Source organism: Polynucleobacter sp. JS-Mosq-20-D10, assembly GCF_018687755.1.
Lineage (GTDB): Bacteria > Pseudomonadota > Gammaproteobacteria > Burkholderiales > Burkholderiaceae > Polynucleobacter.
The window spans coordinates 1490136-1512706 of record NZ_CP061305.1 but is presented as its reverse complement, the minus strand read 5'-3'; the positions used below and the strand labels follow the sequence as shown (position 1 = coordinate 1512706).

Below are 22571 nucleotides of genomic sequence, written 5' to 3'. Positions count from 1 at the left end.
TTTTTCTTCAATTATTGGTTTTTACCAAGCAGGTCTATAGCATTATGAAAAAGTATCTTATTGCGCTCTTGGCTATCTTTAGCTTGGGGCAAATCGCGCTTACTCCCCAGGTCCACGCCCAGAGCCCACGAGTTTTGATTCCTGACTTTGCAGACTTAGTTGAGCGAGCTAGTCCTGCTGTGGTGAACATCCGAACTACTGAAAAAGTAATGCAGCAGCAAGCTCAGGGTGGTATTCCCGGGATGCCTGAGGATCAGGCCGAGTTCTTCCGCCGTTTCTTTGGCGTGCCTATTCCAGGATTACCTGGCGGACCTAAGCAAGCGCAACCTAATTCAGGCAAGCCTCAAGAGGCGGATCGCGGCGTAGGCTCTGGCTTCATTATTGAATCTAATGGGTTAATTTTGACTAATGCCCACGTTGTCGAGGGCGCAAATACCATCTATGTCACTTTGACAGACAAACGGGAGTACAAGGCCAAGTTATTGGGTATGGATAAACGAACCGATATGGCGGTTGTCAAAATCGATGCACGTGATTTGCCTAAGTTGCCTTTAGGCGACTCTTCTCGAGTGAGGGTGGGTGAGTGGGTATTAGCAATTGGCTCCCCATTTGGTCTAGAAAACACGGTGACTGCTGGCATCGTGTCAGCTAAGAGTCGTGATACTGGCGACTACTTGCCATTCATTCAGACTGACGTAGCTGTGAATCCTGGTAACTCTGGCGGCCCTTTATTGAATACTGCCGGACAAGTGATTGGTATTAATTCACAAATCTTTAGTCGCTCTGGTGGATATATGGGTATCTCTTTTGCGATTCCGATAGATGAGGCGATGCGTGTTGCAGATCAACTGCGTACCAATGGAAAAATGACTCGTGGCCGTATTGGTGTCGCTTTGGGTGAGATGACCAAAGAAATTGCAGAGAGTCTGGGTCTAGGTAAGCCTCGTGGTGCCTTTGTTCGTAATGTTGAGCCAGGCGGTCCGGCGGCGGCGGGCGGCATTGAGTCTGGGGACGTGATTCTGAGCTTTAATGGTCGTGATATTGGTAAATCCACTGACCTACCAAGAGCCGTTGGGGAAACCAAGCCAGGAACCAGCGCTAACGTACAGGTTTGGCGTAAAGGCTCAACCAAGGACTTGATGGTCTCTGTAGTGGATACCGAAGTAGGTCAAGCTGCCGTGAAAAAGTCGGATAACTCAGGTTCATCTGGTGGAAATGCCAATTCTCTCGGGGTGGCAGTTTCTGAGCCCTCAGATAGCAAGAAAAAGGAACTCAATATCCGTGGAGGGGTCGAGGTTACCGGTTTAGGGGATGGCCCCTTAGCGCGCTCAGGAGTACGCCCCGGAGATGTCATCATCCGAATTGCCGATGCCGATATCACTGGGGTAAAGCAGTTTGAGGGTCTTGTGAAGGGTTTGGACCCCAATAAGTCTGTCCCGGTTTTTGTTCGTCGGGCTGATAGCACCCTGATTATTCCAGTAAAGCCAAAATAAGCCAAAACCTTGTTTTTTTGAATGAAATAAGGGGGTTTGGCGCTAATTTGGCGCCACCCATTACAATTAATTTAAGACGACTTTTTGCAGCGCATCATCGTGGTGCGTTCTGACAAGGCGTTTTTTGAAGACTACACAAGACGCTATGGATTTAATCCGCAATTTTTCTATCATCGCCCATATTGATCACGGCAAATCGACGCTTGCTGATCGCATCATTCAACTCTGCGGTGGTCTCTCTGATCGTGAAATGGAAGCTCAGGTTCTGGACTCGATGGATATTGAGCGTGAGCGTGGCATCACGATTAAGGCGCAAACAGCGGCGCTGACTTATAAGTCTAAAAACGGCAAAACCTACAACATCAATTTGATTGATACGCCAGGGCACGTCGACTTCTCCTATGAAGTTAGCCGCTCCTTATCGGCATGCGAAGGTGCATTGTTAGTGGTCGATGCCAGTCAGGGTGTTGAAGCTCAAACAGTCGCTAACTGTTACATGGCTCTAGAGTTGGGTGTTGAAGTGGTGCCAGTACTCAATAAGATTGATTTGCCACAGGCTGATCCTGAGCGCGCTAAACAAGAGATCGAAGATGTGATTGGCATTGATGCATCGGAAGCGGTGACTTGTTCTGCTAAAACGGGATTAGGTGTGCAGGATGTCATTGAAGAAATGATTGCTCGCGTACCCCCGCCAAAAGGTAGTGCGACAGATCCATTGCAAGCATTGATTATTGATTCTTGGTTTGATAACTATGTTGGTGTGGTGATGTTGGTGCGCGTTGTGAACGGCACTCTCAAGCCAAAAGAAAAAATTACCTTGATGTCCAATGGCTCAAGCCACCTAGTAGAGCATGTTGGTGTATTTAGTCCAAAGTCTGTGGATCGACCAGAGCTGTCTGCTGGTCAAGTGGGCTTTGTGATTGCGGGCATTAAAGAGTTAAAGGCTGCCAAGGTGGGTGATACGGTCACGCACACCCCAGGGCAACAGGGACGGACTCCTGCAACTGCACCACTTCCCGGTTTTAAAGAGGTTAAGCCTCAGGTATTTGCTGGACTTTATCCAGTAGAGTCGAGCGAATACGATCAACTGCGCGAGTCCTTGGAGAAGCTACAGTTAAATGACGCCTCACTCTTGTATGAGCCAGAAGTGTCACAAGCGCTTGGTTTTGGATTCCGCTGCGGCTTCTTGGGTTTACTCCATATGGAGATCGTGCAAGAGCGCTTAGAGCGTCAGTACGGCATGAACCTCATCACAACCGCACCAACGGTGGTGTATCAAGTAGAGCAATCAGATGGAACTATTTTATCGGTAGACAACCCATCAAAGATGCCTGAGGCTAGCAAGATCAATACGATTCTTGAGCCAATTGTGACAGTTAATCTGTATATGCCGCAAGAGTATGTGGGCGCGATTATTACCTTGTGCGTTGGTAAGCGCGGTATTCAGATGGATATGAATTACCTTGGTCGTCAAGTAAAGCTCACATACGAACTCCCAATGGCTGAGATTGTTTTAGATTTCTTCGACAAAATGAAATCCATTTCTCGTGGCTATGCATCCATGGATTACGAGTTCAAGGAATATCGTCCAGCCGATGTGGTTAAGGTTGACATCCTCATTAACAGTGAGCGAGTTGATGCTCTATCGGTGATCGTTCACCGCAGCAACAGTCAGCATCGCGGTCGTGAAGTGGTCGCCAAGATGCGCGGCATTATTCCGCGTCAAATGTTTGATGTAGCTATTCAGGCAGCAATTGGCAGCAACATTGTTGCCCGTGAAAACGTTAAGGCATTACGTAAGAACGTGTTAGCTAAATGTTACGGCGGTGATATCTCGCGTAAACGCAAATTATTAGAGAAACAAAAAGAAGGTAAGAAACGAATGAAGCAGGTGGGTAATGTGGAGATTCCACAAGAAGCCTTCTTAGCCATTTTGCAGGTGGACGACTAATGAACTTTGCCCTCATCCTTTTTATCTTGGTGGTGGTTTCTGGCATTGCTTGGATTGCTGATCGCTATTACTTTGCTCCGCAAAGACGTCAAGCTGGCATCGATCGTATGCCATTGTGGCTTGAATATACAGCTGGCTTCTTTCCCGTAATTTGTGCGGTATTTCTATTGCGCTCTTTTATTGTGGAGCCGTTCAAGATCCCATCCGGTTCCATGATCCCAACACTACAGATTGGCGACTTTATTCTAGTCAATAAATTTACTTATGGCATTCGTCTGCCGGTGATTAACCAGAAGGTCGTCGACCTAGGCTCCCCAAAACGTGGCGATGTCGTGGTATTTCGCTATCCCCGTGATGAATCTATTGATTACATCAAGCGTGTTGTGGCTTTGCCAGGCGACACCATTACTTATCAAGACAAGCGTTTAACAGTGAATGGTCAGCCATTGCAATACAGTGGTGGCGAGGCTTATCTTGATCCGGAAAACATGCGTTACGCAAAACGCTTTGCAGAATCTTTCCCTTCAGACTTGGGCGGTAACAGGCACGAGATTCTGAATGATCCTGATCGTCCTGCCGGTATGTTCCCTGCAGAGCAGTTTCCTGGATTCGAAAACTGCCAATATATTAATGCTGGCCTCACTTGCAAAGTACCTTCGGGACATTACTTTGCTATGGGTGATAACCGAGATAATAGTGCTGATTCTCGTTACTGGGGATTTGTACCGGATAAGAATATTGTTGGTAGAGCATTCTTTGTTTGGTTGAATCTCGGAAATCTTGGCCGTATTGGCGGCTTCGAATAAGACCATGAACGCCCGCGCCGCTATCGAAACTGCACCGCTGCAAGCGCAACTAGGCTACACGTTTAAAAAACTAGAGCTTCTTAATCAAGCTCTAACGCACCGTAGTCACAGTAAGAAAAATAATGAGCGTCTTGAGTTCTTAGGTGACTCGATCCTGAATTGCGTTGTCGCTGAAATGCTCTATGAGCGTTATTCAGACTTGGACGAAGGTGACCTTTCTCGCGTACGAGCTAACTTAGTCAAGCAACAAGCGCTCTATGAGATCGCTCAAACTCTATCACTATCAGATTACCTGCGCTTAGGCGAGGGCGAGCTGAAGAGTGGCGGTTTTCGTCGCCCATCTATTCTGGCTGACACGCTTGAAGCGGTGACTGGCGCCATATTTCTAGATGGTGGGTTTGATGCTGCCAAGGCCTGTTTGCGTAAACTCTATTCAATCATCCTGGCCAACGTTGATCCCAAAACCTTGGGTAAAGACGATAAGACTTTATTGCAAGAGTGTTTGCAAAGCTATCAGTTACCACTGCCTACCTATAACGTCACTGGTACTAGTGGTGCAGCTCACAATCAGCAGTTTGAGGTGGAATGTTTAATACCCAATCTTAAGGTTGCCGTGAAGGGTGAGGGGGCATCTCGACGTGCAGCGGAACAAGCGGCGGCTAAGCTGGCTTTAATTACTGCGCTAAAAGCCTTGCCACAGGCGCTAGGTAAACCTAAAAAGACTCGGTCAGCCAAAAAGAAGGCAGCCAAAAAAGTAGCGACTGAGGAGCAGTTAAATCTTAAGCTGAAGGGCTAATCGTGTTTAGATGCGGCACCATCGCCATTGTTGGCCGTCCCAATATGGGCAAATCGACCCTCTTGAATGCTTTGGTTGGGCAGAAGATCAGCATTACCTCGCGTAAAGCACAAACTACGCGTCATCGTATTTTAGGCATTCAGAATCGCGAAGAAGCGCAATTCATTTTCATTGATACACCAGGCTTTCAGACCCGTCTGATGAATACTCTCAATAAAGCGTTGAATCGTACGGTCACTACTGCCTTGCAAGATGTAAATGTAGCTTGCTTTGTAGTTGAGGCTGGTTACTTTGGCGAGGATGACAAGAAGGTTTTGAAATTACTGCCAGATGACTTACCCGTTATCTTAGTTTTAAATAAATTGGATTTATTTAATAGCCGCTTTCAGACTCCCTCTGAGCGTGATCAGGCCCTACTCAACTTCATTAAAGAAATGGCTCGCCCTTGGTGTGAATTAGGTGGTCACGAAGATCAGAAGTGTGAGTTTGCTGAAATCGTACCAATGAGCGCCAAGAGTCCTGGGGATGTTGAAAGATTGTTAGATGTGCTTGAAGGTTATCTGCCGGAAGCGCCGGCAGTCTACGATGGCGACACCATTACTGATCGCAGTGAGCGCTTCTTGGCTGCCGAGATTCTGCGCGAGAAGGTTTTCCGCTTCACTGGTGAGGAGTTGCCTTACACCAGCACCGTAGTCATTGATCAGTTCAAGATGGACGGCAAGATGCGCCGGATTGCAGCAACTATTTTAGTTGATCGTGATAGCCACAAGGCGATGATTATTGGCGCCAAGGGTGAGAGACTGAAGAAGATCTCAACCGATGCTCGCATTGATATGGAAAAACTTTTTGACGGCAAAGTCTTCCTGGAGACTTGGGTTAAGGTCAAGCGCGGGTGGGCAGATGATCGTGCTGAATTGCGGGCACAAGGGTTAGAGTAATTATTCATGGCCTCCATTCGTGTTGCTGACGAACCTGCTTTTGTATTGCATAGCATTCCTTATAAGGAAACTAGCTTAATTCTAGATGTGTTTACTCGGCAATATGGCCGCATGGCGCTGATTGCTAAAGGCGCTAAGCGCCCACATTCGGTATTACGTCCAGTCTTACAGCGTTTTCAGCCGCTATTGGTTTCTTGGAGCGGCAAGTCCGAGCTGCGTACTTTAACGAAATCAGAGTGGGTTGGTGGCACACCATCTTTGGTGGGCGATGCTTTGCTCTGCGGCTTCTATCTCAATGAGTTGCTAGTGAAGTTTTTAGCTCGTGAAGACGACTATGAAAAACTCTACGACCATTACACCGATACAATCTCCGCCTTATCTAACCTCGAATTTCAATCTAAGGGATTAGAAGAAATTTTGCGCCCCTTTGAGTTAACACTCTTGCAGGAGACCGGCTATGCAGCAGCGCTAGATCGCTGCGTCGAAACCAATAGCGCCCCCATCTCAAATGAGCAATACGTCTATCAGCCAGAGCGTGGTGTCAGGCCGGCACAAGGGGATGATCCAGGCCACTGGCCAGTCTTGAGTGGTAAATCTCTGCTTGCCATCGCAGTGGGAGACTTTTCTGATCAAGAAACACTTTCTGAGAGCAAGCAGCTGATGCGCTTCTTGTTGGGCTTGCACCTGCAAGATCAGGTTCTGACTACCCGTCAGATTTTGATAGATCTAAAGAAAATCTAGTAATCTACAAATATGAGCAACCCCAATATCCTTGAACTTGGTATCAATATTGATCACGTCGCTACTCTACGTAATGCACGTGGCACGGTCTATCCCGACCCATTAAAAGCTGCCCGCTTGGCCGAAGAGGCTGGTGCAGATTTAATTACCTTACATTTACGCGAAGATCGTCGCCATATTAAAGACGCAGATTTATTGGCGCTTCGCCCTTTGATTCGGACGCGCATGAACCTGGAGTGCGCCGTTACTCCCGAGATGATTAATATCGCCTGTCGGGTTCAGCCACATGATGTATGCCTCGTTCCTGAAAAGCGTGAAGAGGTCACTACTGAAGGCGGCTTAGATGTCGTAGGTCACTTTGATGCGGTGAAGGCAGCTACTGTGCAATTAAAAGCTGCTGGCATACGGGTTTCACTGTTTATTGACCCCGAAGAAAAGCAAATACAAGCGGCTAAAGATGCGGGTGCCACAGTAGTCGAATTGCATACTGGTCGCTACGCAGATCTGGCTGGTGATCAACAGAAGCAAGAGCTCGAGCGTATTAGAAAAGCAGCCCAGTTTGGAGTAAGTATTGGCTTACGAGTCAATGCAGGCCATGGTTTACACGAGGGTAATGTAACTCCAGTTGCTGCCATTGCTGAACTCTCTGAGCTCAACATTGGACACGCCATTGTTGCTGAAGCGCTCTTTAAGGGCTGGCAAAAAGCAATTACCGATATGAAAGCCCTGATGGTTCAGGGCAGGGCTAAATTTTAAAAGATTCAATATCAAATGATCATTGGCATAGGTACAGACATTTTGCGGATCGAGCGGCTTCAAGCTGCCTACGATCGCACCAATGGTCGCCTTGCTGAGAAGATCCTAGGGCCAGATGAGATGTTGGTTTTTAAACATCGCTTAGCCAGAAACCACAAACGGGGCATTGCTTTCTTGGCAACGCGGTTTGCTGCAAAAGAGGCATTCTCCAAAGCAATTGGCTTGGGCATGAGAATGCCAATGACCTGGCGCTCACTCCAAACATTGAATGAGCCTAGCGGTAAACCAGTTACTTCCTATTTGGGGGCACTTGCGCAATTTATGCAGGAAAAAAACTGGGAAGCGCAAGTCACTGTTAGCGATGAGCAAGACATGGCCATTGCCCACGTTATCGTAGTTCAAAAATAAAACAACTCTCAAAAGTATATAAAACTAAATAATTTCGAGGAATGCATGACTAAGTCGACTATGAAGCCGGGCCCAGTTACTTTAGATGTTGTTGGTCTCGAGTTAAATGCGGAGGATCGTCGTCGTATCTTGCATCCCCTTACCGGTGGCGTGATTTTGTTTGGCAGAAACTTTGCCAATCGTAAGCAACTCACTAAATTAACTGCAGAAATTAAAAAACTCCGTTCTGACGTATTGATCTCGATTGATCATGAGGGTGGACGTGTACAGCGCTGCAGAACGGACGGCTTCACCCATTTACCGGCTATGCGCAAGCTTGGTGAACTTTGGGGGGCCAAAAATAAATCGACCCATAGCGCTCAATCTGCTGCCATCGCTATGGCTGCAGCTACCGCCTGTGGATATATTCTAGCTGCCGAGTTAAGAGCTTGCGGCGTGGACTTTAGCTTTACTCCTGTCCTAGATTTGGACTTTGGTCGTAGCGGTGTAATCGGCGATCGTGCATTTAGTCGTGATCCGCAAATCACCTTTGCATTGGCTAAGAGTTTGAACGAAGGTCTACGACTTGCGGGTATGGCGAACTGCGGAAAGCATTTTCCAGGTCATGGCTGGGCAGAGGCGGATTCTCATGTGGCCATTCCGGTAGATGAGCGTCCATTAGAGAAAATTCTGGATGATGATGCTAAGCCTTACGAGTGGTTAGATCTGAGTTTGACTGCAGTAATGCCGGCTCACGTGATTTATCCACAAGTAGATAAAAACCCGGCGGGATTTTCTAAGGTTTGGCTGCACTCTATCTTGCGTCAAGAGTTAGGCTTTGAAGGTGTGATCTTTAGTGATGATCTTTCAATGGAGGGCGCCAGTGTTGCTGGTTCTGTGGTGAAGGGCGCTGACATGGCGCTTGAGGCAGGATGCGATGCAGTATTGATTTGCAATCGCCCTGATCTCGCAGATCAATTACTGAGTCAGCTAAAGGTTTCCAAGGCAAAACACGCTGAATCTGCAACTCGATTAAATCGCTTGATGCCGATTGCCACAACTCTTTCCTGGGATGAATTGCAAGGCGAAGCGCAATACCAGCATGCCAAAGGCTTACTCCAGCAGTTGAAGCTCATTGCCTAGGCAATAAAAAAGCCCGGCGTACCGGGCTTTGGCTAATCGAGCGAGCTAATTAGTTAGCGCGGCTACGATATTCACCAGTACGAGTATCAATCTCGATCTTGTCACCGGTGTTGCAGAACAACGGCACTTGCAATTCAAAGCCGGTAGCCAATTTTGCAGTCTTCAACACTTTGCCTGAGCTGGTATCACCTTTAACCGCTGGCTCTGTGTAAATGATTTCACGAACCAAAGAGTTTGGCATGGCTACTGAGAGTGCTTTACCTTCGTAGAACACGACTTCGCAAGGCATGCTTTCTTCGAGGTAATGCAATGCATCGCCCATGAATTCAGCCTCTACTTCATATTGGTTGTACTCAGTATCCATAAATACATACATTGGATCTGCGAAGTAAGAGTAGGTGCAATCTTTCTTATCCAAGATCACCACATCAAACTTATCATCCGCTTTAAATACGCCTTCGTTAGGCGCACCAGTTAACAAGTTTTTGAATTTCATTTTTACAACGGAGGAGTTACGGCCTGAGCGGCTATATTCTGCTTTTAAAACGACCATGGCATCAGTGCCAATCATGACTACGTTACCAACGCGGAGTTCTTGTGCTGTTTTCATCTTGCTATTCCTGGGTGCAGAGCTGATTTTCTGCGGTTTTTATCAAAGACAAGATTGTAACCGCCCGCAGTCGTATTTAGCCTAAGATCAGGCCACAAAGCTCATTAGACGGGCTGCCAGGCCGCCATCGGCTTGTTTTTCGAGTAAATCCGCTCGCCAAGCCTTGGAATGGGTATTCCAGTCATCAATGGAGTGATGCCACTTGCTGGGCATTGCCCAAGTCATTGCTGAAATGACGGCATGTTTAAGCTCTTGTGATGCGTCTTCGAGATAGAGATCTAAAAATGCAGCTAACTTAGTTTCGTGCGCGCGATCTTCTTGGGGGTAAATATGCCAGATGAAGGGCTTGCCAGCCAACTGCGCTCGGACAAAAGAATCCTCACCTCGAACAATGTTGAAGTCGCATTGAGAGAGAACCCAATCATATTCATCTTGAGACACAAAAGGAATTGAGATTAGTTGAATAGAGTCGGGCAGGGTAATGACTTGAGTAGGGTGACTGGAGCTGAACTGTAATTGCTCAAGTTGACCGTGAGTCAACACAATGTCGAAGCTCTCATCTAATGTCGCTAAATCTTCTAACCATCTCAGGAGAGGTACGCCTGGGTAGCAAAAAACACTGATGCGTTTTGTATGTGGTCGTAAGAGCTTCCAGCTTGCCCGCAGGCTCTCGGGAACCAATTGTTCTGTCAGCGATGACTTCTTGGGGACTGGGTCAATCAAAATGCCGCCTGCATTAGTCTGGAATCCAGGAAAGAAAAAGTATTTCTGAATACCATGCGCCTGCGGGGATGCTTTCTGATGAAAGTCCACAATCCAGGGCTCTGCAGTTAAATACTCCAGATTAATGATGATGGGTTTTTTAGGGTCAATCAGTAGACCTGCAAGGTAACGCGCTGGAAGATCGCATCCAAATGCCTCAATCACCACATCGGGTGCTTCAACAGGGTGGCGGCTATTGTTGTGACTTGCTTCCCAGGGTTGGACGTCGATACGACGCTTGATTTCTGGGTCAACCCCAGAAGCGAGTAAATTAAGGGTTGGGAGATCGTCACAGAAAATGCGCACGTCTTGGCTATGAAGACTTGTTAAGCTTCTTGCTAGGCGCCAGCAAACACCGGCATCACCATAGTTGTCTACGATTTGACAGAAAATATCCCAACGCATGAGTAATTCGCTTTTTGAAACCCTTCAGCAGGATGTTAAACGGCTACCCGGATTGCCGGGGGTATATCGCTTCTTTGATGAGGCGGGACATATTTTGTATGTCGGAAAAGCCCGCAACCTCAAAAAGCGGGTGTCTAGTTACTTCCAGCGAACTCAGCTTTCACCACGGATAGAACTGATGGTGGGAAAAATCGCCCGCTACGAAACTACAGTAACACGCTCAGAAACCGAAGCCTTAATTCTAGAGAATAATTTGATTAAGGAGTTAGCTCCTCCATTTAATATTCTCTTCCGAGATGATAAGTCCTATCCCTATGTGATGTTGACGGGGCACCAGTTTCCACGCCTAGCCTCCTATCGAGGAAAAATAGATAAGCGCAATCACTACTTTGGGCCATTCCCGAATTCATGGGCAGTACGCAATAGCGTGCAGATTTTGCAAAAAGTCTTTCGTCTGAGAACTTGCGAAGACTCCGTATTCAAAAACCGTAGCCGTCCTTGTTTACTACATCAAATTCATCGCTGTAGCGCACCTTGTGTTGGCCGTCTGAACGCAGAGCAATACGGGCAGGACGTAGCACAGGCAACACGTTTCTTAGAGGGCGACCATAGTCGTGTACTTTCTGAGCTTGAAAAGAAAATGCATGCCTACAGCGATGCCATGGAGTTTGAAATGGCTGCGGTGCTTAGAGATCGGATTGCCGATCTTTCTAGTGTCTTGCAACAGCAGTCTATGGATACTGTTGCAGATGGTGAAGGTGATGTTGACGTCATCGCTGTAGCTCAAATGGAGGGCGTGGTTTGCGTCAATCTGGCAATGATTCGCGGTGGTCGCCATTTGGGCGATCGCGCCTATTTTCCGAAAGGCTTACGCTCAAGCGCTGGAGAGCTGCCACCCCCCACAGAAATTTTAGAAGCCTTTATTGCCCAGCATTACCTAGAGGAGAAGTCAGGTGATGGTGAGGCGACTACCAATTTAATTCCACCGGTATTGATTCTGAATCATCCATTGAGAAAGTTAGCGGATGATATTGCGGCGTCAGAAGAAAGCGCTGAAGTTGGTGCTGATCAAGCCGTTCCAGAAGGCTTGCATGATTTACTCAATGCGCAAGCTGGTAAGCGCATTACTTTCCTTCACCAACCACAAGGTCAGAGACGACATTGGTTGGCGATGGCTGAGGGTAATGCCAAGATTGCCATTGCAAAGCGTTTAGTCGAGACTGGTGGACAATTAGCGAGAGCGCGAGCACTGGCTGATGTTTTGGCTTTGGAATTAGAGGGTCTTGAACAGTTGCGTATTGAATGTTTTGACATTAGCCATACTTCCGGTGAGGCTACGCAAGCTTCTTGTGTGGTGTATTCCAAAAATGCGATGCAGCCTAGTGAATACCGCCGTTTTAATATTAATGACATTACACCAGGCGATGATTACGCGGCAATGCGTCAGGTCTTACAGCGCCGTTATGCAAACTTCCAAGAGCTCCCTATTGAGAAGATGCCGCAAGTGATTTTGATTGACGGTGGCAAAGGTCAGGTTGAGATGGCAAGACAAGTACTCTCTGAATTTGGTATGGACATTAGTTTGATTGTTGGTGTTGCTAAAGGGGAGGGGCGCAGGGTAGGTCTTGAGACGCTTATTTTTGCGGACGGACGGAAATCCCTTGAACTCGGCATTGATAGTGCGGCTTTATTATTAGTAGCACAAATCCGGGATGAGGCACATCGCTTTGCTATTACTGGCATGCGCGCCAAGCGAGCAAAAGCCAGAACAGTTTCTCAGTTGGAAGAAATTGAGGGTATCGGAGCGAAACGTCGTCAAAAATTACTCGCCCGTTTTGGGGGTTTGCGTGGCGTTTCTAATGCCACCATCGAAGAGCTATCTAGCGTGGAAGGGATATCCACTGCATTGGCAGAGCAAATCTATAGGCAACTCCATTGATTGCCCAGCACGCTCGCATTGGTTTATGCTTAAGCTATGCCGTTTAATCTACCTATTGCCCTGACCTGGTTGCGCGTTGCCGCAATTCCGCTAGTCGTCGCAGTGTTCTATTTACCCAATAGCTGGCTTACCCCCTTCGACAAAAACCTCACAGCTACCGTGATTTTCATTTTTGCTGCAGCGACTGATTGGTTAGATGGATTCTTAGCTCGCAAAATGAAACAAGAGTCGGCATTTGGTCAATTTTTAGATCCGGTAGCAGACAAGTTAATTGTTGCTGCTGCATTGTTAGTTCTCCTGAACATGGATCGTGTGCAAGTTTGGGTTGCCCTCATCATTATTGGGCGTGAAATTACTATTTCAGCACTAAGAGAATGGATGGCACTCTTAGGTGCCGGGAAAAGTGTTGCTGTGCATCTGGTTGGCAAACTGAAGACCACAGCCCAACTTGTAGCGATTCCATTTTTATTATTGAACGACACTATATTTGGGTGGTTGAATTGCGCACAAGTTGGCACTTGGTTAATCTGGATTGCATCCTTTTTGACACTTTGGTCCATGTTCTATTACATGAAAAAGGCTTTGCCTCAGTTAGTTGATAAAGCCGAGTAATGCCCATAAACCCATGGCTGATAAGGGTCTGTTGTAAACATCGACCCCGTTAGTAGATAGCCTTCTTCACAATAAATGCGTTTCCTCAAATAGTTTGCTAAACTGTTGCCCTGTTATGCGGGAATAGCTCAGCTGGTAGAGCGATACCTTGCCAAGGTATAGGTCGGGAGTTCGAACCTCCTTTCCCGCTCCAAGTTCGATGGGAAGCCCTAAAAAAGCTTCCCATTTTTGATTCAAGCATATGGCGCGTTGGCCGAGTGGTTAGGCAGGAGCCTGCAAAGCTTCGTACGGGGGTTCGATTCCCTCACGCGCCTCCAGTAATGTAGATTGATTACCAGGGCAAGAACATGATTCAACTTAAACAAGTTCAGCAACTTTCATTGGCCTTCGTGCTAGCTATGCTGCTAGCAGCGTGTGCAATTTCTGGCGACTCTCCAACAGGCACGTCTAGTGAAGTGCAGGAAATTCAATCGCAACTCTTAGGTGATATGCCATTGCCTGCAGCATCCAAAATCATCGGCTCAGATTCTTTAATCATTGGTCGTGGCGATAACTGGGTTGGGCGTGTAGTTTTATCTGGTGTACAAACCCCAACCGATATTTACGCATTCTTCCAAGCTGAATATCCTAAAGCGGGTTGGACTACCGTGAGTGCAGTGAAATCAAAAACTAGTATTTTGGTTTTTACGAAGGGTGATCGCACCTCAACCGTGGAGTTAAATGAAGGTCCATTCACTGGCCCTAAGACAATCATCACTATTACTGCATCTCCCAAGAATGCAAATGTAGTCGCACCTAGTAAAAAATAAATAATAGAAAAAAGAATGGGGCAGTAAGAATGCTGTAGATCCACTCTCCAATTGAAAAAGGCCTCGTATAGAGGCCTTTCATTTCAGAAGTCTAGGATTAGAGTCCGCCAGCTCTGATCAGGCCTACAGCCTGGCCTTCAACTGCAAAGTTCGGTTGACGACTGTTTACCAAAATATTTTTGAAGTCTGGATTCTCGGCTTGCAATTCAATCACCATGCCATCCGCAGTTTTCTTTTGGTTCCAACGTTTTACGGTGACTTCATCATCTAAGCGCGCAACCACGATATCACCGTTACGAACCTCGGAAGTTTTTCGTACTGCAAGATAATCGCCATCCAGAATGCCAGCATCGCGCATGCTCATACCAACCACCTTCAGCAAATAATCAGCACCTTTGCTAAACAAGCTTGGATCAATTGGCACTTGTTTTTCAATATGCTCAACAGCCATGATCGGAGAGCCTGCAGCAACTCGACCAATGAGTGGCAGTGTGAGTTGCTGAAGCGCGCCAGAAGGTAATGACATCTGGCGATATTTATTGGGATTGTGTGTTTGATTAAATCGTTGCGGAATACGAATGCCGCGGGATGTTCCGGGTGTTAGTTCGATATACCCTTTTTTTGCTAAGGCGCGTAAGTGTTCTTCAGCAGCGTTGGCGGAAGCAAAGCCCAGTTGCGTTGCAATTTCAGCGCGAGTAGGAGGTGAACCACTTTCCTCGATGGCCTTAGTAATTAATTCCAAAATCTCACTTTGACGTGAGGTGAGTTTGGGGAGGGCAGTCAGCTCCTCTAGAAAATCGACTGTATTTATATCCATACTGGGATTGTATACAGCACTATTTCAATATTCAAGCAATTTGGAGGCGGATAATAGAGAAATGAGTTCAAATCCCGGTATTTCTGAAAAAACACCCCATCTTTTAGTTTTAGGCATGGGCGGCACTATTGCAGGCCTCGCCCCCAATCCGGAAGAAAGCCCCCTTCAATACAAAGCTGGCCAAGTCGGGGTTGACGCTTTAGTGGCGCAGGTTCAATCAGTGGTGCCTGAGGGGGTAAGGCTGGTTTCACGCCAGATAGCGAATATCAATAGTCGTAATCTGACCGAAGCCCACCTTACTAGCCTTGGGCTTGCTGTCATTGAGGCTCTGCTAGATGTTGCTATAAAGGGAATTGTGATTACCCACGGCACCGATACGATTGAAGAAACAGGCTTATTTCTGCAGGTAACGTGTGGCAAGTTAGCGCAGACTCAGTCTAAGAGGGTTATTTTGACTGGGGCTATGCTTCCGAGTAACGCACCTAAGGCTGATGGACCCTCCAATCTTTTGGATGCCTTGCGCTGGGCCTCCACATCCATTGATAACTTTCCTGGTGGCATTTATGCGGTGATGGACGGGCGTGGATGCATGGCAATGGATTTGGCTAAGCGCCACGCTACGGCTTTGAATGCGCCATTACAAAATGCCCCATCCAGTTCGGTAGGCTTAATTAACCCATCTTGGTTATCTGGCGTGAAGGCCGTCCAGGCAGCATGGAATGAAGATTTACCGATTCCCAAGGAAGGTGAGTGGCCTTGGGTTGAGATCCTGACTAGTCACGCGGGTGCTCGTCCCGAAACCATCACACATTGGCTTGGTAGCGCCGTCCAGGGCTTTATTCTTGCTGGTTCGGGGCAAGGTGGTTTTCATGATGATTGGGTCAAGCCTTTGGACCAAGCGATGGTTCAGGATATTGCTTTGGTGAGAACGACTAGAACAGGTGCCGGGGCTACTTTGCGAAACATTCCTGAGTTAGATAGGCCTGGATGCTGTCCCTCAGGGTCTCTGACTGCGCCTAGAGCCAGAATTGCACTTCAATTGGCTTTAAATGCAGAAAAGCAGGCAAATAAAGCTGGTAAACCCCTGACTTGGCAGGATTTTTTTGCTAGAATAGCGGACTTACCTGAAATTCGGTAAGGACTTAAAAGCTGTAAATTCTGTAGTTAGTTTTACCTACAATTTGTTACTACCTTGTCACACTGGCGCTAACTTTAAAACCATCGGAAGTTAGCAAGACGCCCAGGTGACTTTATCCTTAAGGAGTGTTAGATGCGTCATTATGAAATCGTTTTTATCGTCCACCCGGACCAAAGCGAGCAAGTGCCTGCGATGATCGATCGCTACAAAGCGACATTAGCTGCTGCTGGCGGCAAAATTCACCGCATGGAAGATTGGGGTCGTCGTCAGATGGCTTACATGATCGACAAACTTGCTAAAGCCCATTATGTTTGCATGAACATTGAGTGCGACCAGAAAACTCTGGACGAGCTCGAGCACGCATTCAAATTTAACGATGCTGTTTTGCGTCACCTCATCATCAAGACGAAGAAGGCTGAAACTGAGCCTTCCATCATGATGAAAGAAGTGCAACGTGAAGAAGCACGCAAATCAGCTCAATCCGACGCTCCTGTAGTAGCGGCTTAAGTTAGAAATTTGAAGAGGAATACACAGACTAGAAAACGTATCAGAGTGACGGAGCGGCGTTGAATCATTTCACCCTAACTGCATTCTTGGTAGCTAAAGACGCGATTCGATTTACACCAGCAGGAATACCGGTGATGCATTGCCAGCTAGAACATAGCGGCGAAGTAAGCGAGGTAGGAGCGGCTAGGAAAATTCAGATGAGTGTTGAAGCCATAGCAATTGGCCCGATACAAAAGGGCTTAGAGCAAATGGATTTAGGAGCCGAGGCAGTGTTTGAAGGATTCTTAGCACCCAAGACTCTACGTAATCAAAAACTTGTTTTCCATATTACCCATATTCAATTGAAAAATTAAAGAGGAAATCATCATGGCGTTTGGAAAGAAACCCGATTTCAAAAAGAAACCAGCTCAGAACCCATTGTTCAAGCGTAAGCGTTATTGCCGTTTCACTGTTGCTGGCGTAGAACAGATTGACTACAAAGACGTAGATACATTGAAGGACTTTATTGGCGAAAACGCCAAGATTACTCCTGCACGTTTGACAGGCACAAAAGCTAAATATCAGCGTCAGTTAGACACTGCTATCAAGCGTGCTCGTTACTTGGCTTTGTTGCCATTCTCCGATCAACACAAGAAATAATTGGGAGCCCTCAATGCAAATCATTCTTTTAGAAAAAGTAATTAACCTGGGCAACCTCGGTGACATCGTTCGTGTTAAAGACGGTTACGCTCGTAATTTCCTAATCCCACAACGCAAAGCTCGTCGTGCAACTGAAACAGCCATCGCTGACTTTGCAGTACGTCGTGCTGAGTTGGAAAAATTGGCTGCTGAGAAGTTGGCTGCTGCGCAAGCGGTTGGCGCAAAGCTCAAAGATTTAGTTCTTGAAATCGGTCAAAAAGCGGGAGTTGACGGTCGTTTGTTTGGTTCTGTAACTAACCATGACATCGCTGATGCTTTGAAGGCAAAAGGCTTCGTAATCGAAAAAGCTTCTGTTCGTATGCCTACTGGCCCATTGAAGATGGTTGGTGATCACCCTGTAGCGGTAGCTGTGCATACCGATGTAGTGGCTGACATCACTATCCGTGTAGTTGGCGAGCAAGCGTAAGTTTTAGATCTGTAATCTAGCCTCATGGCTGAATCCCGCTCACGCTCCCTAATGTCAAATCCTGGCATGATGGGTTCTGGGGATCCAGCCTTGCAGGCTCTAAAAGTACCGCCACATTCTGTAGAAGCCGAGCAATCTTTGCTCGGCGGTCTACTGATCGATAACACGGCCTGGGATCGCCTAGGTGGTGTGTTAACTGATAAAGATTTCTATCGTCCTGAGCATGCTCTGATCTATAAGGTCATTCAGCGTTTAGTTGGCGACAATCATCCCGCTGACGTCATTACAGTTCATGAGGCTGTTAAGTCCGAGCAGGGTGGTGACTTAGTTGGTATTGATTACCTCAATTCATTAGCGCAAAGTACTCCAAGTGCAGCGAACATCAAAGGCTATGCCGACATTGTTCGTGATCGCAGCATTCTGCGTCGCCTAATCGAAGTGTCTGACAATATTGTGAACTCAGCATTTGTTCCAGAGGGCCGTTCTGTAAGAACGCTCTTGGATGAAGCGGAGTCACGCATTCTGCAAATTGGCGAGGAGGGTAGTCGCAAAGCTGATTACCTCGAGATTGAACCCTTACTTAAAACCGTTGTTGCGCGTATTGATGAGTTATATAACCGTCAAGGTGGCAGTGACATCACGGGTATTGCAACTGGATTTATTGATCTAGATAAACAAACTAGTGGTCTGCAAAAAGGTGACTTGGTAATTGTTGCAGGTAGACCGTCGATGGGTAAAACGGCGTTCGCATTAAACATTGCTGAGAACGTTGCTCTAGCTGAAGGTTTGCCAGTCGTTGTTTTTTCAATGGAGATGTCAGGTGAGCAATTAGCGGCTCGTTTATTGGGTTCAGTAGGGCGCGTTGACCAAAGTCGTATGCGTACCGGCAAACTTCAAGATGATGAGTGGCCACGTGTTACTGACGCCATTGCTCGTTTGAGTAATACCCAAATTTTGATTGATGAGACTGGTGCTCTTTCCAGTTTAGAGTTGCGTGCGCGTGCACGTCGTATTGCTCGCAACTTTGGTGGAACACTTGGCCTTGTTGTCATTGACTACTTGCAGTTGATGAGTGGCTCCGGCTCTGAGAATCGTGCGACTGAGATTTCTGAAATATCACGCTCACTCAAGTCGCTCGCAAAAGAACTGCAGTGCCCAGTGGTTGCCCTATCACAGTTAAATCGTGGCCTTGAGCAACGCCCCAACAAGCGTCCAATCATGTCTGATTTGCGTGAGTCAGGCGCGATCGAGCAAGACGCTGACTTAATTATGTTTATTTATCGTGATGAGGTGTATCACCCAGATACAACCCAAGACAAAGGTATGGCGGAGATCATTATTGGCAAGCAGCGTAACGGACCAATTGGCACGGTACGCTTAAGCTGGCAGGGTCCGTATACCAAGTTCGATAACTTGGCGATGGGATCAGTGGGTTACTCCTCTGGTGGCTATGAGCCGTTCTAATTCAAAGCAAGAAGTAAAAGCCATCATAGTGAAGAATTAAAAAAGCCTCGCAATTGCGAGGCTTTTTAACTTGATGCGAAAGGCATTTACTTTCCGCCTTCGCACTTCTTAATAGATGCAGCTTTGGCGGCGCCATAGAGCGGCTTGCCATCTTTGCTTACTGCCTTTTCTTCACAATCATTGGGCTTGGCATCCCCCATGCATTTCTTGATTGAGGCGTCTTTAGCTGCCCCATAAAGCGGTTTACCTTCTTTGCTAACTGCCTTAGCTTCACAAGCTGCTTGATCTGCGAAAGCAAGGGACGGAATTGCAAAGCTGAATGCAACACTTAAGGCGATAATGATTTTCTTCATACGAGTGACTCCCAAATGAGTAATCTAAAGAACTAATTGTTCTACTTGCAAATGTAAACAATATTTAGTGTTTTGGGAATACGGTATTAATGCTATCCGCCGAAAGGCTAATAATTAAGGCGTTAATCTTCTGGCCTCAGTAAACCTTGCTGCCCAATAGGGGGTAGTGATGTACTCCAGACGTACAGTTCCGCCAGCGCTTGGGGCGTGGACAAATCTACCTTGTCCTACATAGATACCAGCATGCGAATACTTTGCGCCAGTCGTGTTGAAGAAAACGAGATCCCCGGGTGCAGGTGGACCACTGTCTACACTTTGACCTCGATTACTCATTTCTTGAATAGTCCTTGGCAACTTGATGTTTGCAGATTTGTTATAGACATAAGCAATTAATCCACTGCAATCAAACCCCCCGTCCGGATTATTGCCGCCATAGCGATAGGGTACGCCCACTAAGCCCACTGCAGCAATCGAGATATCTTCGGTACCTACGCTAGTGTCTTGTTTGAACTGGGTAACTTTAGCCGCACTATTCTTGGAGCCAAAGCTACTACAGCCCGTGAGCAAAAGAAGGGTGCAAATAAAAATGCCGCACCCCATCAGAGTGCGGCATGAAAAAGTTTGCTTAGAGTGCGTCAGCAGCATGATCCGCAAGACGTGAACGCTCACCGCGAGCCAGAGTCACATGTCCACCATGACGCCAGCCTTTGAAGCGATCTACCACATAAGTTAGACCTGAAGAGCCTTCAGTTAAGTAAGGTGTGTCGATCTGAGCAATATTACCCAAGCAAATAATCTTGGTTCCTGGACCCGCACGAGTAACCAAGGTTTTCATTTGCTTTGGAGTTAAATTCTGCGCTTCATCAATAATCACAAACTTACTGACAAAAGTTCTACCGCGCATGAAGTTCATACTCTTTACCTTAATGCGTGAACGAATTAATTCTTGTGTAGCAGCACGACCCCATTCTCCGGCGCTACCGTCTTCATTACGTTGCAGCACCTCAAGGTTGTCATCAAACGCACCCATCCAAGGCTGCATCTTCTCTTCTTCAGTGCCCGGTAAAAAGCCAATATCTTCACCTACAGGAACGGTAGCCCGGGTAATAATGATCTCGTTATAGCGCTTACTATCCAACACTTGCTCTAAGCCGGCAGCTAAGGCCAGCAGAGTTTTACCAGTACCCGCTTGCCCCAGTAATGTGATGAAATCCACATCTGGGTTCATGAGTAGATTCATAGCAAAGTTCTGCTCGCGATTACGTGCTGTCACACTCCACACATTATTTTTCTGGTGAGAGAAGTCCCGCAGAGTTTGAAGTAGGGCGGTCTTGCCGTTGATCTCTTTAACTTGTGCATAGAACGGCGTGGATCCATCTGGGTTTTCTTGATAGACAAACTCATTCACTAACATGCTGGGAACTGAAGGGCCGGTTACGCGATAAAACATCGTTCCAGATTTGCCGTCAGCCCAGCTCTCCATATCTTTGCCATGCTTTGGCCAAAAGTCTGCTGGTAATGCCATGACTCCGGAATACATTAAGTCACGATCTTCTAAAACCTGGTCGTTGAAGTAATCTTCAGCAGGTAAGCCAAGCGCGCGCGCCTTAATGCGCATATTGATATCCTTGGATACCAGAACAACTTCTTGACCTTTGCGTGTCTTTTGAAGCTCGCTGACTACTGCCAAGATGAGGTTGTCACCCTTACCTTCGGGCAAACCTTCTGGTAGTGCTTGAGTAGTCAACTTTGTCTGGAAAAAGAGTCGACCAGACACATCTTGATTGCCAAGCTTATTCAGGGGGATGCCTTCATCTAATGTGCCACTAGTGCCGGCTACTAATTGATCTAAGGAGCGGCTTACTGTACGGGCGTTACGAGCAACCTCCGTCATACCCTTCTTATGGTTGTCCAGCTCCTCAAGAGTGGTCATCGGCAAGAAAAGATCATGTTCAGAGAAGCGGAACAGGGAGCTAGGATCATGCATCAATACATTGGTATCGAGTACAAATAGGCTTGGTGGACCGGTACGAATAATACGTTTTGGTTTTTCGGGAACATTCGCTATCTTGTTATCACTGCGCGCACTACGCACAACTACTGAGTTGTGATCACTTTTGATTCTCTCAAGTGCTACTTCAGCAGCAGAAAGATCTTCCTCTGCATCTGTTGCCCAATCTGGCGTATGGCTTTCCATCACAACAGTTTTTACTGGCGCAGGACGTTTCTTTAAATTCGGGGTGTCTTTGCTATGAATTTTTACTTGGCCAGCAATTTGAGTTGGGATTGGGGGCAATGGCATGCAGACTCTCCTAAAAGAAAAAACCGTCAAGCGGATTGCATTGACGGTTTATAGCGAAACTGGGTGTAAAACGATCTGTAAAACGGCGGGGGTTGTTTACCAAGCCTGCTCTTAAGTATTCAGGCTGATGAGTCAAACGGATTGTGAGACTTTCCCGTCGTTTACGGTGCATAAGAACTACTTTACCCCAAATTTTGGGCTTTGCAAGTAGCCCAGATTAAATTAATTACAAAATTATTTAGTTGCTTGGGCTGCTTGTAATACCTCTGTCACATGACCGGGAATCTTCAGGCCACGCCACTCTTTTACCAGTTTGCCTGAAGAGTCAAATAGAAAGGTGCTGCGCTCTACGCCGCGAACTTGTTTGCCATACATATTCTTCATTTTCATGACACCAAAAAGCTGGCACAGGGTTTCTTCGGTATCGGCAACGAGTTCGAATGGCAGCTCCAGTTTGCTTCGGAAGTTGTCATGAGACTTGATGCTATCCCGAGATACACCAACGATCAAGGTATTGGATTTAGTGAAGGCATCAATGTTGTCCCGAAATTCACCAGACTCCGCGGTGCAGCCTGGAGTCATATCTTTTGGGTAAAAGTAGATAACCAGTTTTTTGCCTTTGGCTGAGTCTGGGGTAAAGGTCAATCCTGATGTTGCCGGGATTGCACATTGGGGCATTGGTTTACCAATTTCTACTGTCATGATAGGACTCTCTTATTTAACTTGATGTATTACGT

25 protein-coding genes and 2 tRNA genes are annotated in these 22571 nt (G+C 46.9%); 20 read left to right on the top strand and 7 right to left on the bottom strand.

Annotated features, from left to right (window positions below; genetic code table 11):
- Window positions 1–44 precede the first annotated feature (44 nt).
- The 9 genes from FD967_RS07795 (at window position 45) to nagZ (ending at window position 9011) form a co-directional block, all read left to right on the top strand.
- The gene (locus FD967_RS07795) at window positions 45–1493 is read left to right on the top strand and encodes a DegQ family serine endoprotease (protein ID WP_215325425.1); all 1449 of its coding nucleotides are present in this window, start codon (window positions 45–47) and stop codon (window positions 1491–1493) included.
- 145 nt (window positions 1494–1638) lie between these two features.
- Window positions 1639–3444: a translation elongation factor 4 gene (lepA, locus tag FD967_RS07790; RefSeq protein WP_215325424.1), complete on the top strand. Its 1806-nt coding sequence runs from the start codon at window positions 1639–1641 to the stop codon at window positions 3442–3444.
- A complete protein-coding gene (lepB, locus tag FD967_RS07785; protein WP_215325423.1) occupies window positions 3444–4250 on the top strand; it encodes a signal peptidase I in 807 nt (268 codons plus the stop codon). Before lepA ends, lepB begins: the two co-directional genes overlap by 1 nt.
- Before the next feature lie 4 nt (window positions 4251–4254).
- Window positions 4255–5046 carry a ribonuclease III gene (gene rnc / locus FD967_RS07780; RefSeq protein WP_215325422.1) on the top strand — a complete coding sequence of 264 codons (792 nt, stop codon included), beginning with the start codon at window positions 4255–4257 and terminating at the stop codon, window positions 5044–5046.
- A 2-nt stretch (window positions 5047–5048) separates the two neighbouring features.
- The gene (gene era, locus FD967_RS07775; protein WP_215325421.1) at window positions 5049–5984 is read left to right on the top strand and encodes a GTPase Era; all 936 of its coding nucleotides are present in this window, start codon (window positions 5049–5051) and stop codon (window positions 5982–5984) included.
- A 6-nt stretch (window positions 5985–5990) separates the two neighbouring features.
- Window positions 5991–6725: a DNA repair protein RecO gene (gene recO / locus FD967_RS07770; protein WP_215325420.1), complete on the top strand. Its 735-nt coding sequence runs from the start codon at window positions 5991–5993 to the stop codon at window positions 6723–6725.
- 12 nt (window positions 6726–6737) lie between these two features.
- A complete protein-coding gene (gene pdxJ / locus FD967_RS07765; RefSeq protein WP_215325419.1) occupies window positions 6738–7481 on the top strand; it encodes a pyridoxine 5'-phosphate synthase in 744 nt (247 codons plus the stop codon).
- Between the two features lie 15 nt (window positions 7482–7496).
- Window positions 7497–7889, top strand: coding sequence for a holo-ACP synthase (acpS, locus tag FD967_RS07760; protein ID WP_215325418.1), 393 nt, complete (start codon window positions 7497–7499; stop codon window positions 7887–7889).
- A 45-nt stretch (window positions 7890–7934) separates the two neighbouring features.
- Window positions 7935–9011, top strand: coding sequence for a beta-N-acetylhexosaminidase (gene nagZ / locus FD967_RS07755; protein WP_215325416.1), 1077 nt, complete (start codon window positions 7935–7937; stop codon window positions 9009–9011).
- Window positions 9012–9060: 49 nt separating this feature from the next.
- Here the strand turns inward: nagZ and efp are convergent, their stop codons facing one another.
- Both efp and earP read right to left on the bottom strand, forming a co-directional pair.
- Window positions 9061–9621: an elongation factor P gene (efp, locus tag FD967_RS07750; RefSeq protein ID WP_215325414.1), complete on the bottom strand. Its 561-nt coding sequence runs from the start codon at window positions 9619–9621 to the stop codon at window positions 9061–9063.
- 87 nt (window positions 9622–9708) lie between these two features.
- A complete protein-coding gene (earP, locus tag FD967_RS07745; protein WP_215325413.1) occupies window positions 9709–10788 on the bottom strand; it encodes an elongation factor P maturation arginine rhamnosyltransferase EarP in 1080 nt (359 codons plus the stop codon).
- Between earP and uvrC the strand changes: the two genes are divergently transcribed.
- The 5 genes from uvrC (at window position 10787) to FD967_RS07720 (ending at window position 14148) form a co-directional block, all read left to right on the top strand.
- The gene (gene uvrC, locus FD967_RS07740; RefSeq protein ID WP_215325412.1) at window positions 10787–12727 is read left to right on the top strand and encodes an excinuclease ABC subunit UvrC; all 1941 of its coding nucleotides are present in this window, start codon (window positions 10787–10789) and stop codon (window positions 12725–12727) included. The two genes, earP and uvrC, sit on opposite strands and share 2 nt — an antisense overlap.
- 36 nt (window positions 12728–12763) lie before the next feature.
- Entirely contained in the window at window positions 12764–13339 is a 576-nt protein-coding gene (gene pgsA, locus FD967_RS07735) for a CDP-diacylglycerol--glycerol-3-phosphate 3-phosphatidyltransferase (protein WP_215325411.1), read from the top strand.
- Window positions 13340–13456: 117 nt separating this feature from the next.
- Window positions 13457–13532, top strand: a tRNA-Gly gene (locus tag FD967_RS07730).
- A gap of 50 nt (window positions 13533–13582) precedes the next feature.
- Window positions 13583–13656 (top strand) — tRNA-Cys (locus FD967_RS07725).
- A gap of 30 nt (window positions 13657–13686) precedes the next feature.
- Window positions 13687–14148 (top strand): hypothetical protein, encoded by a 462-nt coding sequence (locus tag FD967_RS07720; protein ID WP_215325410.1) that lies wholly within the window; start codon window positions 13687–13689, stop codon window positions 14146–14148.
- Between the two features lie 97 nt (window positions 14149–14245).
- On the opposite strand, the gene lexA is transcribed toward FD967_RS07720, so the two are convergent.
- On the bottom strand, window positions 14246–14965 hold the full coding sequence (lexA, locus tag FD967_RS07715) for a transcriptional repressor LexA (RefSeq protein WP_215325409.1): 720 nt from the start codon (window positions 14963–14965) through the stop codon (window positions 14246–14248).
- Between the two features lie 61 nt (window positions 14966–15026).
- On the opposite strand from lexA, the gene FD967_RS07710 reads away from it, so the two are divergent.
- The 6 genes from FD967_RS07710 (at window position 15027) to dnaB (ending at window position 19179) form a co-directional block, all read left to right on the top strand.
- Window positions 15027–16103 (top strand): asparaginase, encoded by a 1077-nt coding sequence (locus tag FD967_RS07710; protein ID WP_215325408.1) that lies wholly within the window; start codon window positions 15027–15029, stop codon window positions 16101–16103.
- 132 nt (window positions 16104–16235) lie between these two features.
- Window positions 16236–16610, top strand: coding sequence for a 30S ribosomal protein S6 (rpsF, locus tag FD967_RS07705; protein WP_215304752.1), 375 nt, complete (start codon window positions 16236–16238; stop codon window positions 16608–16610).
- Window positions 16611–16669: 59 nt separating this feature from the next.
- Window positions 16670–16963, top strand: a complete 294-nt coding sequence (priB, locus tag FD967_RS07700) for a primosomal replication protein N (RefSeq protein WP_215325407.1) — start codon at window positions 16670–16672, stop codon at window positions 16961–16963.
- A 13-nt stretch (window positions 16964–16976) separates the two neighbouring features.
- On the top strand, window positions 16977–17249 hold the full coding sequence (gene rpsR / locus FD967_RS07695; protein WP_011902267.1) for a 30S ribosomal protein S18: 273 nt from the start codon (window positions 16977–16979) through the stop codon (window positions 17247–17249).
- A gap of 13 nt (window positions 17250–17262) precedes the next feature.
- On the top strand, window positions 17263–17715 hold the full coding sequence (rplI, locus tag FD967_RS07690; RefSeq protein WP_215325405.1) for a 50S ribosomal protein L9: 453 nt from the start codon (window positions 17263–17265) through the stop codon (window positions 17713–17715).
- 24 nt (window positions 17716–17739) lie between these two features.
- Window positions 17740–19179 carry a replicative DNA helicase gene (gene dnaB / locus FD967_RS07685; protein ID WP_251369014.1) on the top strand — a complete coding sequence of 480 codons (1440 nt, stop codon included), beginning with the start codon at window positions 17740–17742 and terminating at the stop codon, window positions 19177–19179.
- Between the two features lie 86 nt (window positions 19180–19265).
- Here dnaB and FD967_RS07680 read toward each other — a convergent pair whose 3' ends face one another.
- The 4 genes from FD967_RS07680 to FD967_RS07665 form a co-directional block, all read right to left on the bottom strand.
- A complete protein-coding gene (locus FD967_RS07680; protein ID WP_215325404.1) occupies window positions 19266–19532 on the bottom strand; it encodes a hypothetical protein in 267 nt (88 codons plus the stop codon).
- A 114-nt stretch (window positions 19533–19646) separates the two neighbouring features.
- Entirely contained in the window at window positions 19647–20177 is a 531-nt protein-coding gene (locus tag FD967_RS07675; protein ID WP_215325403.1) for a C40 family peptidase, read from the bottom strand.
- Window positions 20158–21834 carry a PhoH family protein gene (locus FD967_RS07670; RefSeq protein ID WP_215325401.1) on the bottom strand — a complete coding sequence of 559 codons (1677 nt, stop codon included), beginning with the start codon at window positions 21832–21834 and terminating at the stop codon, window positions 20158–20160. Before FD967_RS07670 ends, FD967_RS07675 begins: the two co-directional genes overlap by 20 nt.
- Before the next feature lie 234 nt (window positions 21835–22068).
- Window positions 22069–22536 (bottom strand): peroxiredoxin, encoded by a 468-nt coding sequence (locus FD967_RS07665; protein WP_215325399.1) that lies wholly within the window; start codon window positions 22534–22536, stop codon window positions 22069–22071.
- Window positions 22537–22571: the final 35 nt, after the last annotated feature.

What these genes read in the sequence shown, in the direction of transcription:
- FD967_RS07795 (WP_215325425.1), top strand. Translation starts at nt 45, where the DNA reads ATGAAAAAGTATCTTATTGCGCTCTTGGCTATCTTTAGCTTGGGGCAA.
- lepA (WP_215325424.1), top strand. Translation starts at nt 1,639, where the DNA reads ATGGATTTAATCCGCAATTTTTCTATCATCGCCCATATTGATCACGGC.
- lepB (WP_215325423.1), top strand. Translation starts at nt 3,444, where the DNA reads ATGAACTTTGCCCTCATCCTTTTTATCTTGGTGGTGGTTTCTGGCATT.
- rnc (WP_215325422.1), top strand. Translation starts at nt 4,255, where the DNA reads ATGAACGCCCGCGCCGCTATCGAAACTGCACCGCTGCAAGCGCAACTA.
- recO (WP_215325420.1), top strand. Translation starts at nt 5,991, where the DNA reads ATGGCCTCCATTCGTGTTGCTGACGAACCTGCTTTTGTATTGCATAGC.
- pdxJ (WP_215325419.1), top strand. Translation starts at nt 6,738, where the DNA reads ATGAGCAACCCCAATATCCTTGAACTTGGTATCAATATTGATCACGTC.
- acpS (WP_215325418.1), top strand. Translation starts at nt 7,497, where the DNA reads ATGATCATTGGCATAGGTACAGACATTTTGCGGATCGAGCGGCTTCAA.
- nagZ (WP_215325416.1), top strand. Translation starts at nt 7,935, where the DNA reads ATGACTAAGTCGACTATGAAGCCGGGCCCAGTTACTTTAGATGTTGTT.
- efp (WP_215325414.1), bottom strand. Translation starts at nt 9,621, where the DNA reads ATGAAAACAGCACAAGAACTCCGCGTTGGTAACGTAGTCATGATTGGC.
- uvrC (WP_215325412.1), top strand. Translation starts at nt 10,787, where the DNA reads ATGAGTAATTCGCTTTTTGAAACCCTTCAGCAGGATGTTAAACGGCTA.
- earP (WP_215325413.1), bottom strand. Translation starts at nt 10,788, where the DNA reads ATGCGTTGGGATATTTTCTGTCAAATCGTAGACAACTATGGTGATGCC.
- pgsA (WP_215325411.1), top strand. Translation starts at nt 12,764, where the DNA reads ATGCCGTTTAATCTACCTATTGCCCTGACCTGGTTGCGCGTTGCCGCA.
- FD967_RS07720 (WP_215325410.1), top strand. Translation starts at nt 13,687, where the DNA reads ATGATTCAACTTAAACAAGTTCAGCAACTTTCATTGGCCTTCGTGCTA.
- lexA (WP_215325409.1), bottom strand. Translation starts at nt 14,965, where the DNA reads ATGGATATAAATACAGTCGATTTTCTAGAGGAGCTGACTGCCCTCCCC.
- FD967_RS07710 (WP_215325408.1), top strand. Translation starts at nt 15,027, where the DNA reads ATGAGTTCAAATCCCGGTATTTCTGAAAAAACACCCCATCTTTTAGTT.
- rpsF (WP_215304752.1), top strand. Translation starts at nt 16,236, where the DNA reads ATGCGTCATTATGAAATCGTTTTTATCGTCCACCCGGACCAAAGCGAG.
- rpsR (WP_011902267.1), top strand. Translation starts at nt 16,977, where the DNA reads ATGGCGTTTGGAAAGAAACCCGATTTCAAAAAGAAACCAGCTCAGAAC.
- rplI (WP_215325405.1), top strand. Translation starts at nt 17,263, where the DNA reads ATGCAAATCATTCTTTTAGAAAAAGTAATTAACCTGGGCAACCTCGGT.
- dnaB (WP_251369014.1), top strand. Translation starts at nt 17,740, where the DNA reads ATGGCTGAATCCCGCTCACGCTCCCTAATGTCAAATCCTGGCATGATG.
- FD967_RS07680 (WP_215325404.1), bottom strand. Translation starts at nt 19,532, where the DNA reads ATGAAGAAAATCATTATCGCCTTAAGTGTTGCATTCAGCTTTGCAATT.
- FD967_RS07675 (WP_215325403.1), bottom strand. Translation starts at nt 20,177, where the DNA reads ATGCTGCTGACGCACTCTAAGCAAACTTTTTCATGCCGCACTCTGATG.
- FD967_RS07670 (WP_215325401.1), bottom strand. Translation starts at nt 21,834, where the DNA reads ATGCCATTGCCCCCAATCCCAACTCAAATTGCTGGCCAAGTAAAAATT.
- FD967_RS07665 (WP_215325399.1), bottom strand. Translation starts at nt 22,536, where the DNA reads ATGACAGTAGAAATTGGTAAACCAATGCCCCAATGTGCAATCCCGGCA.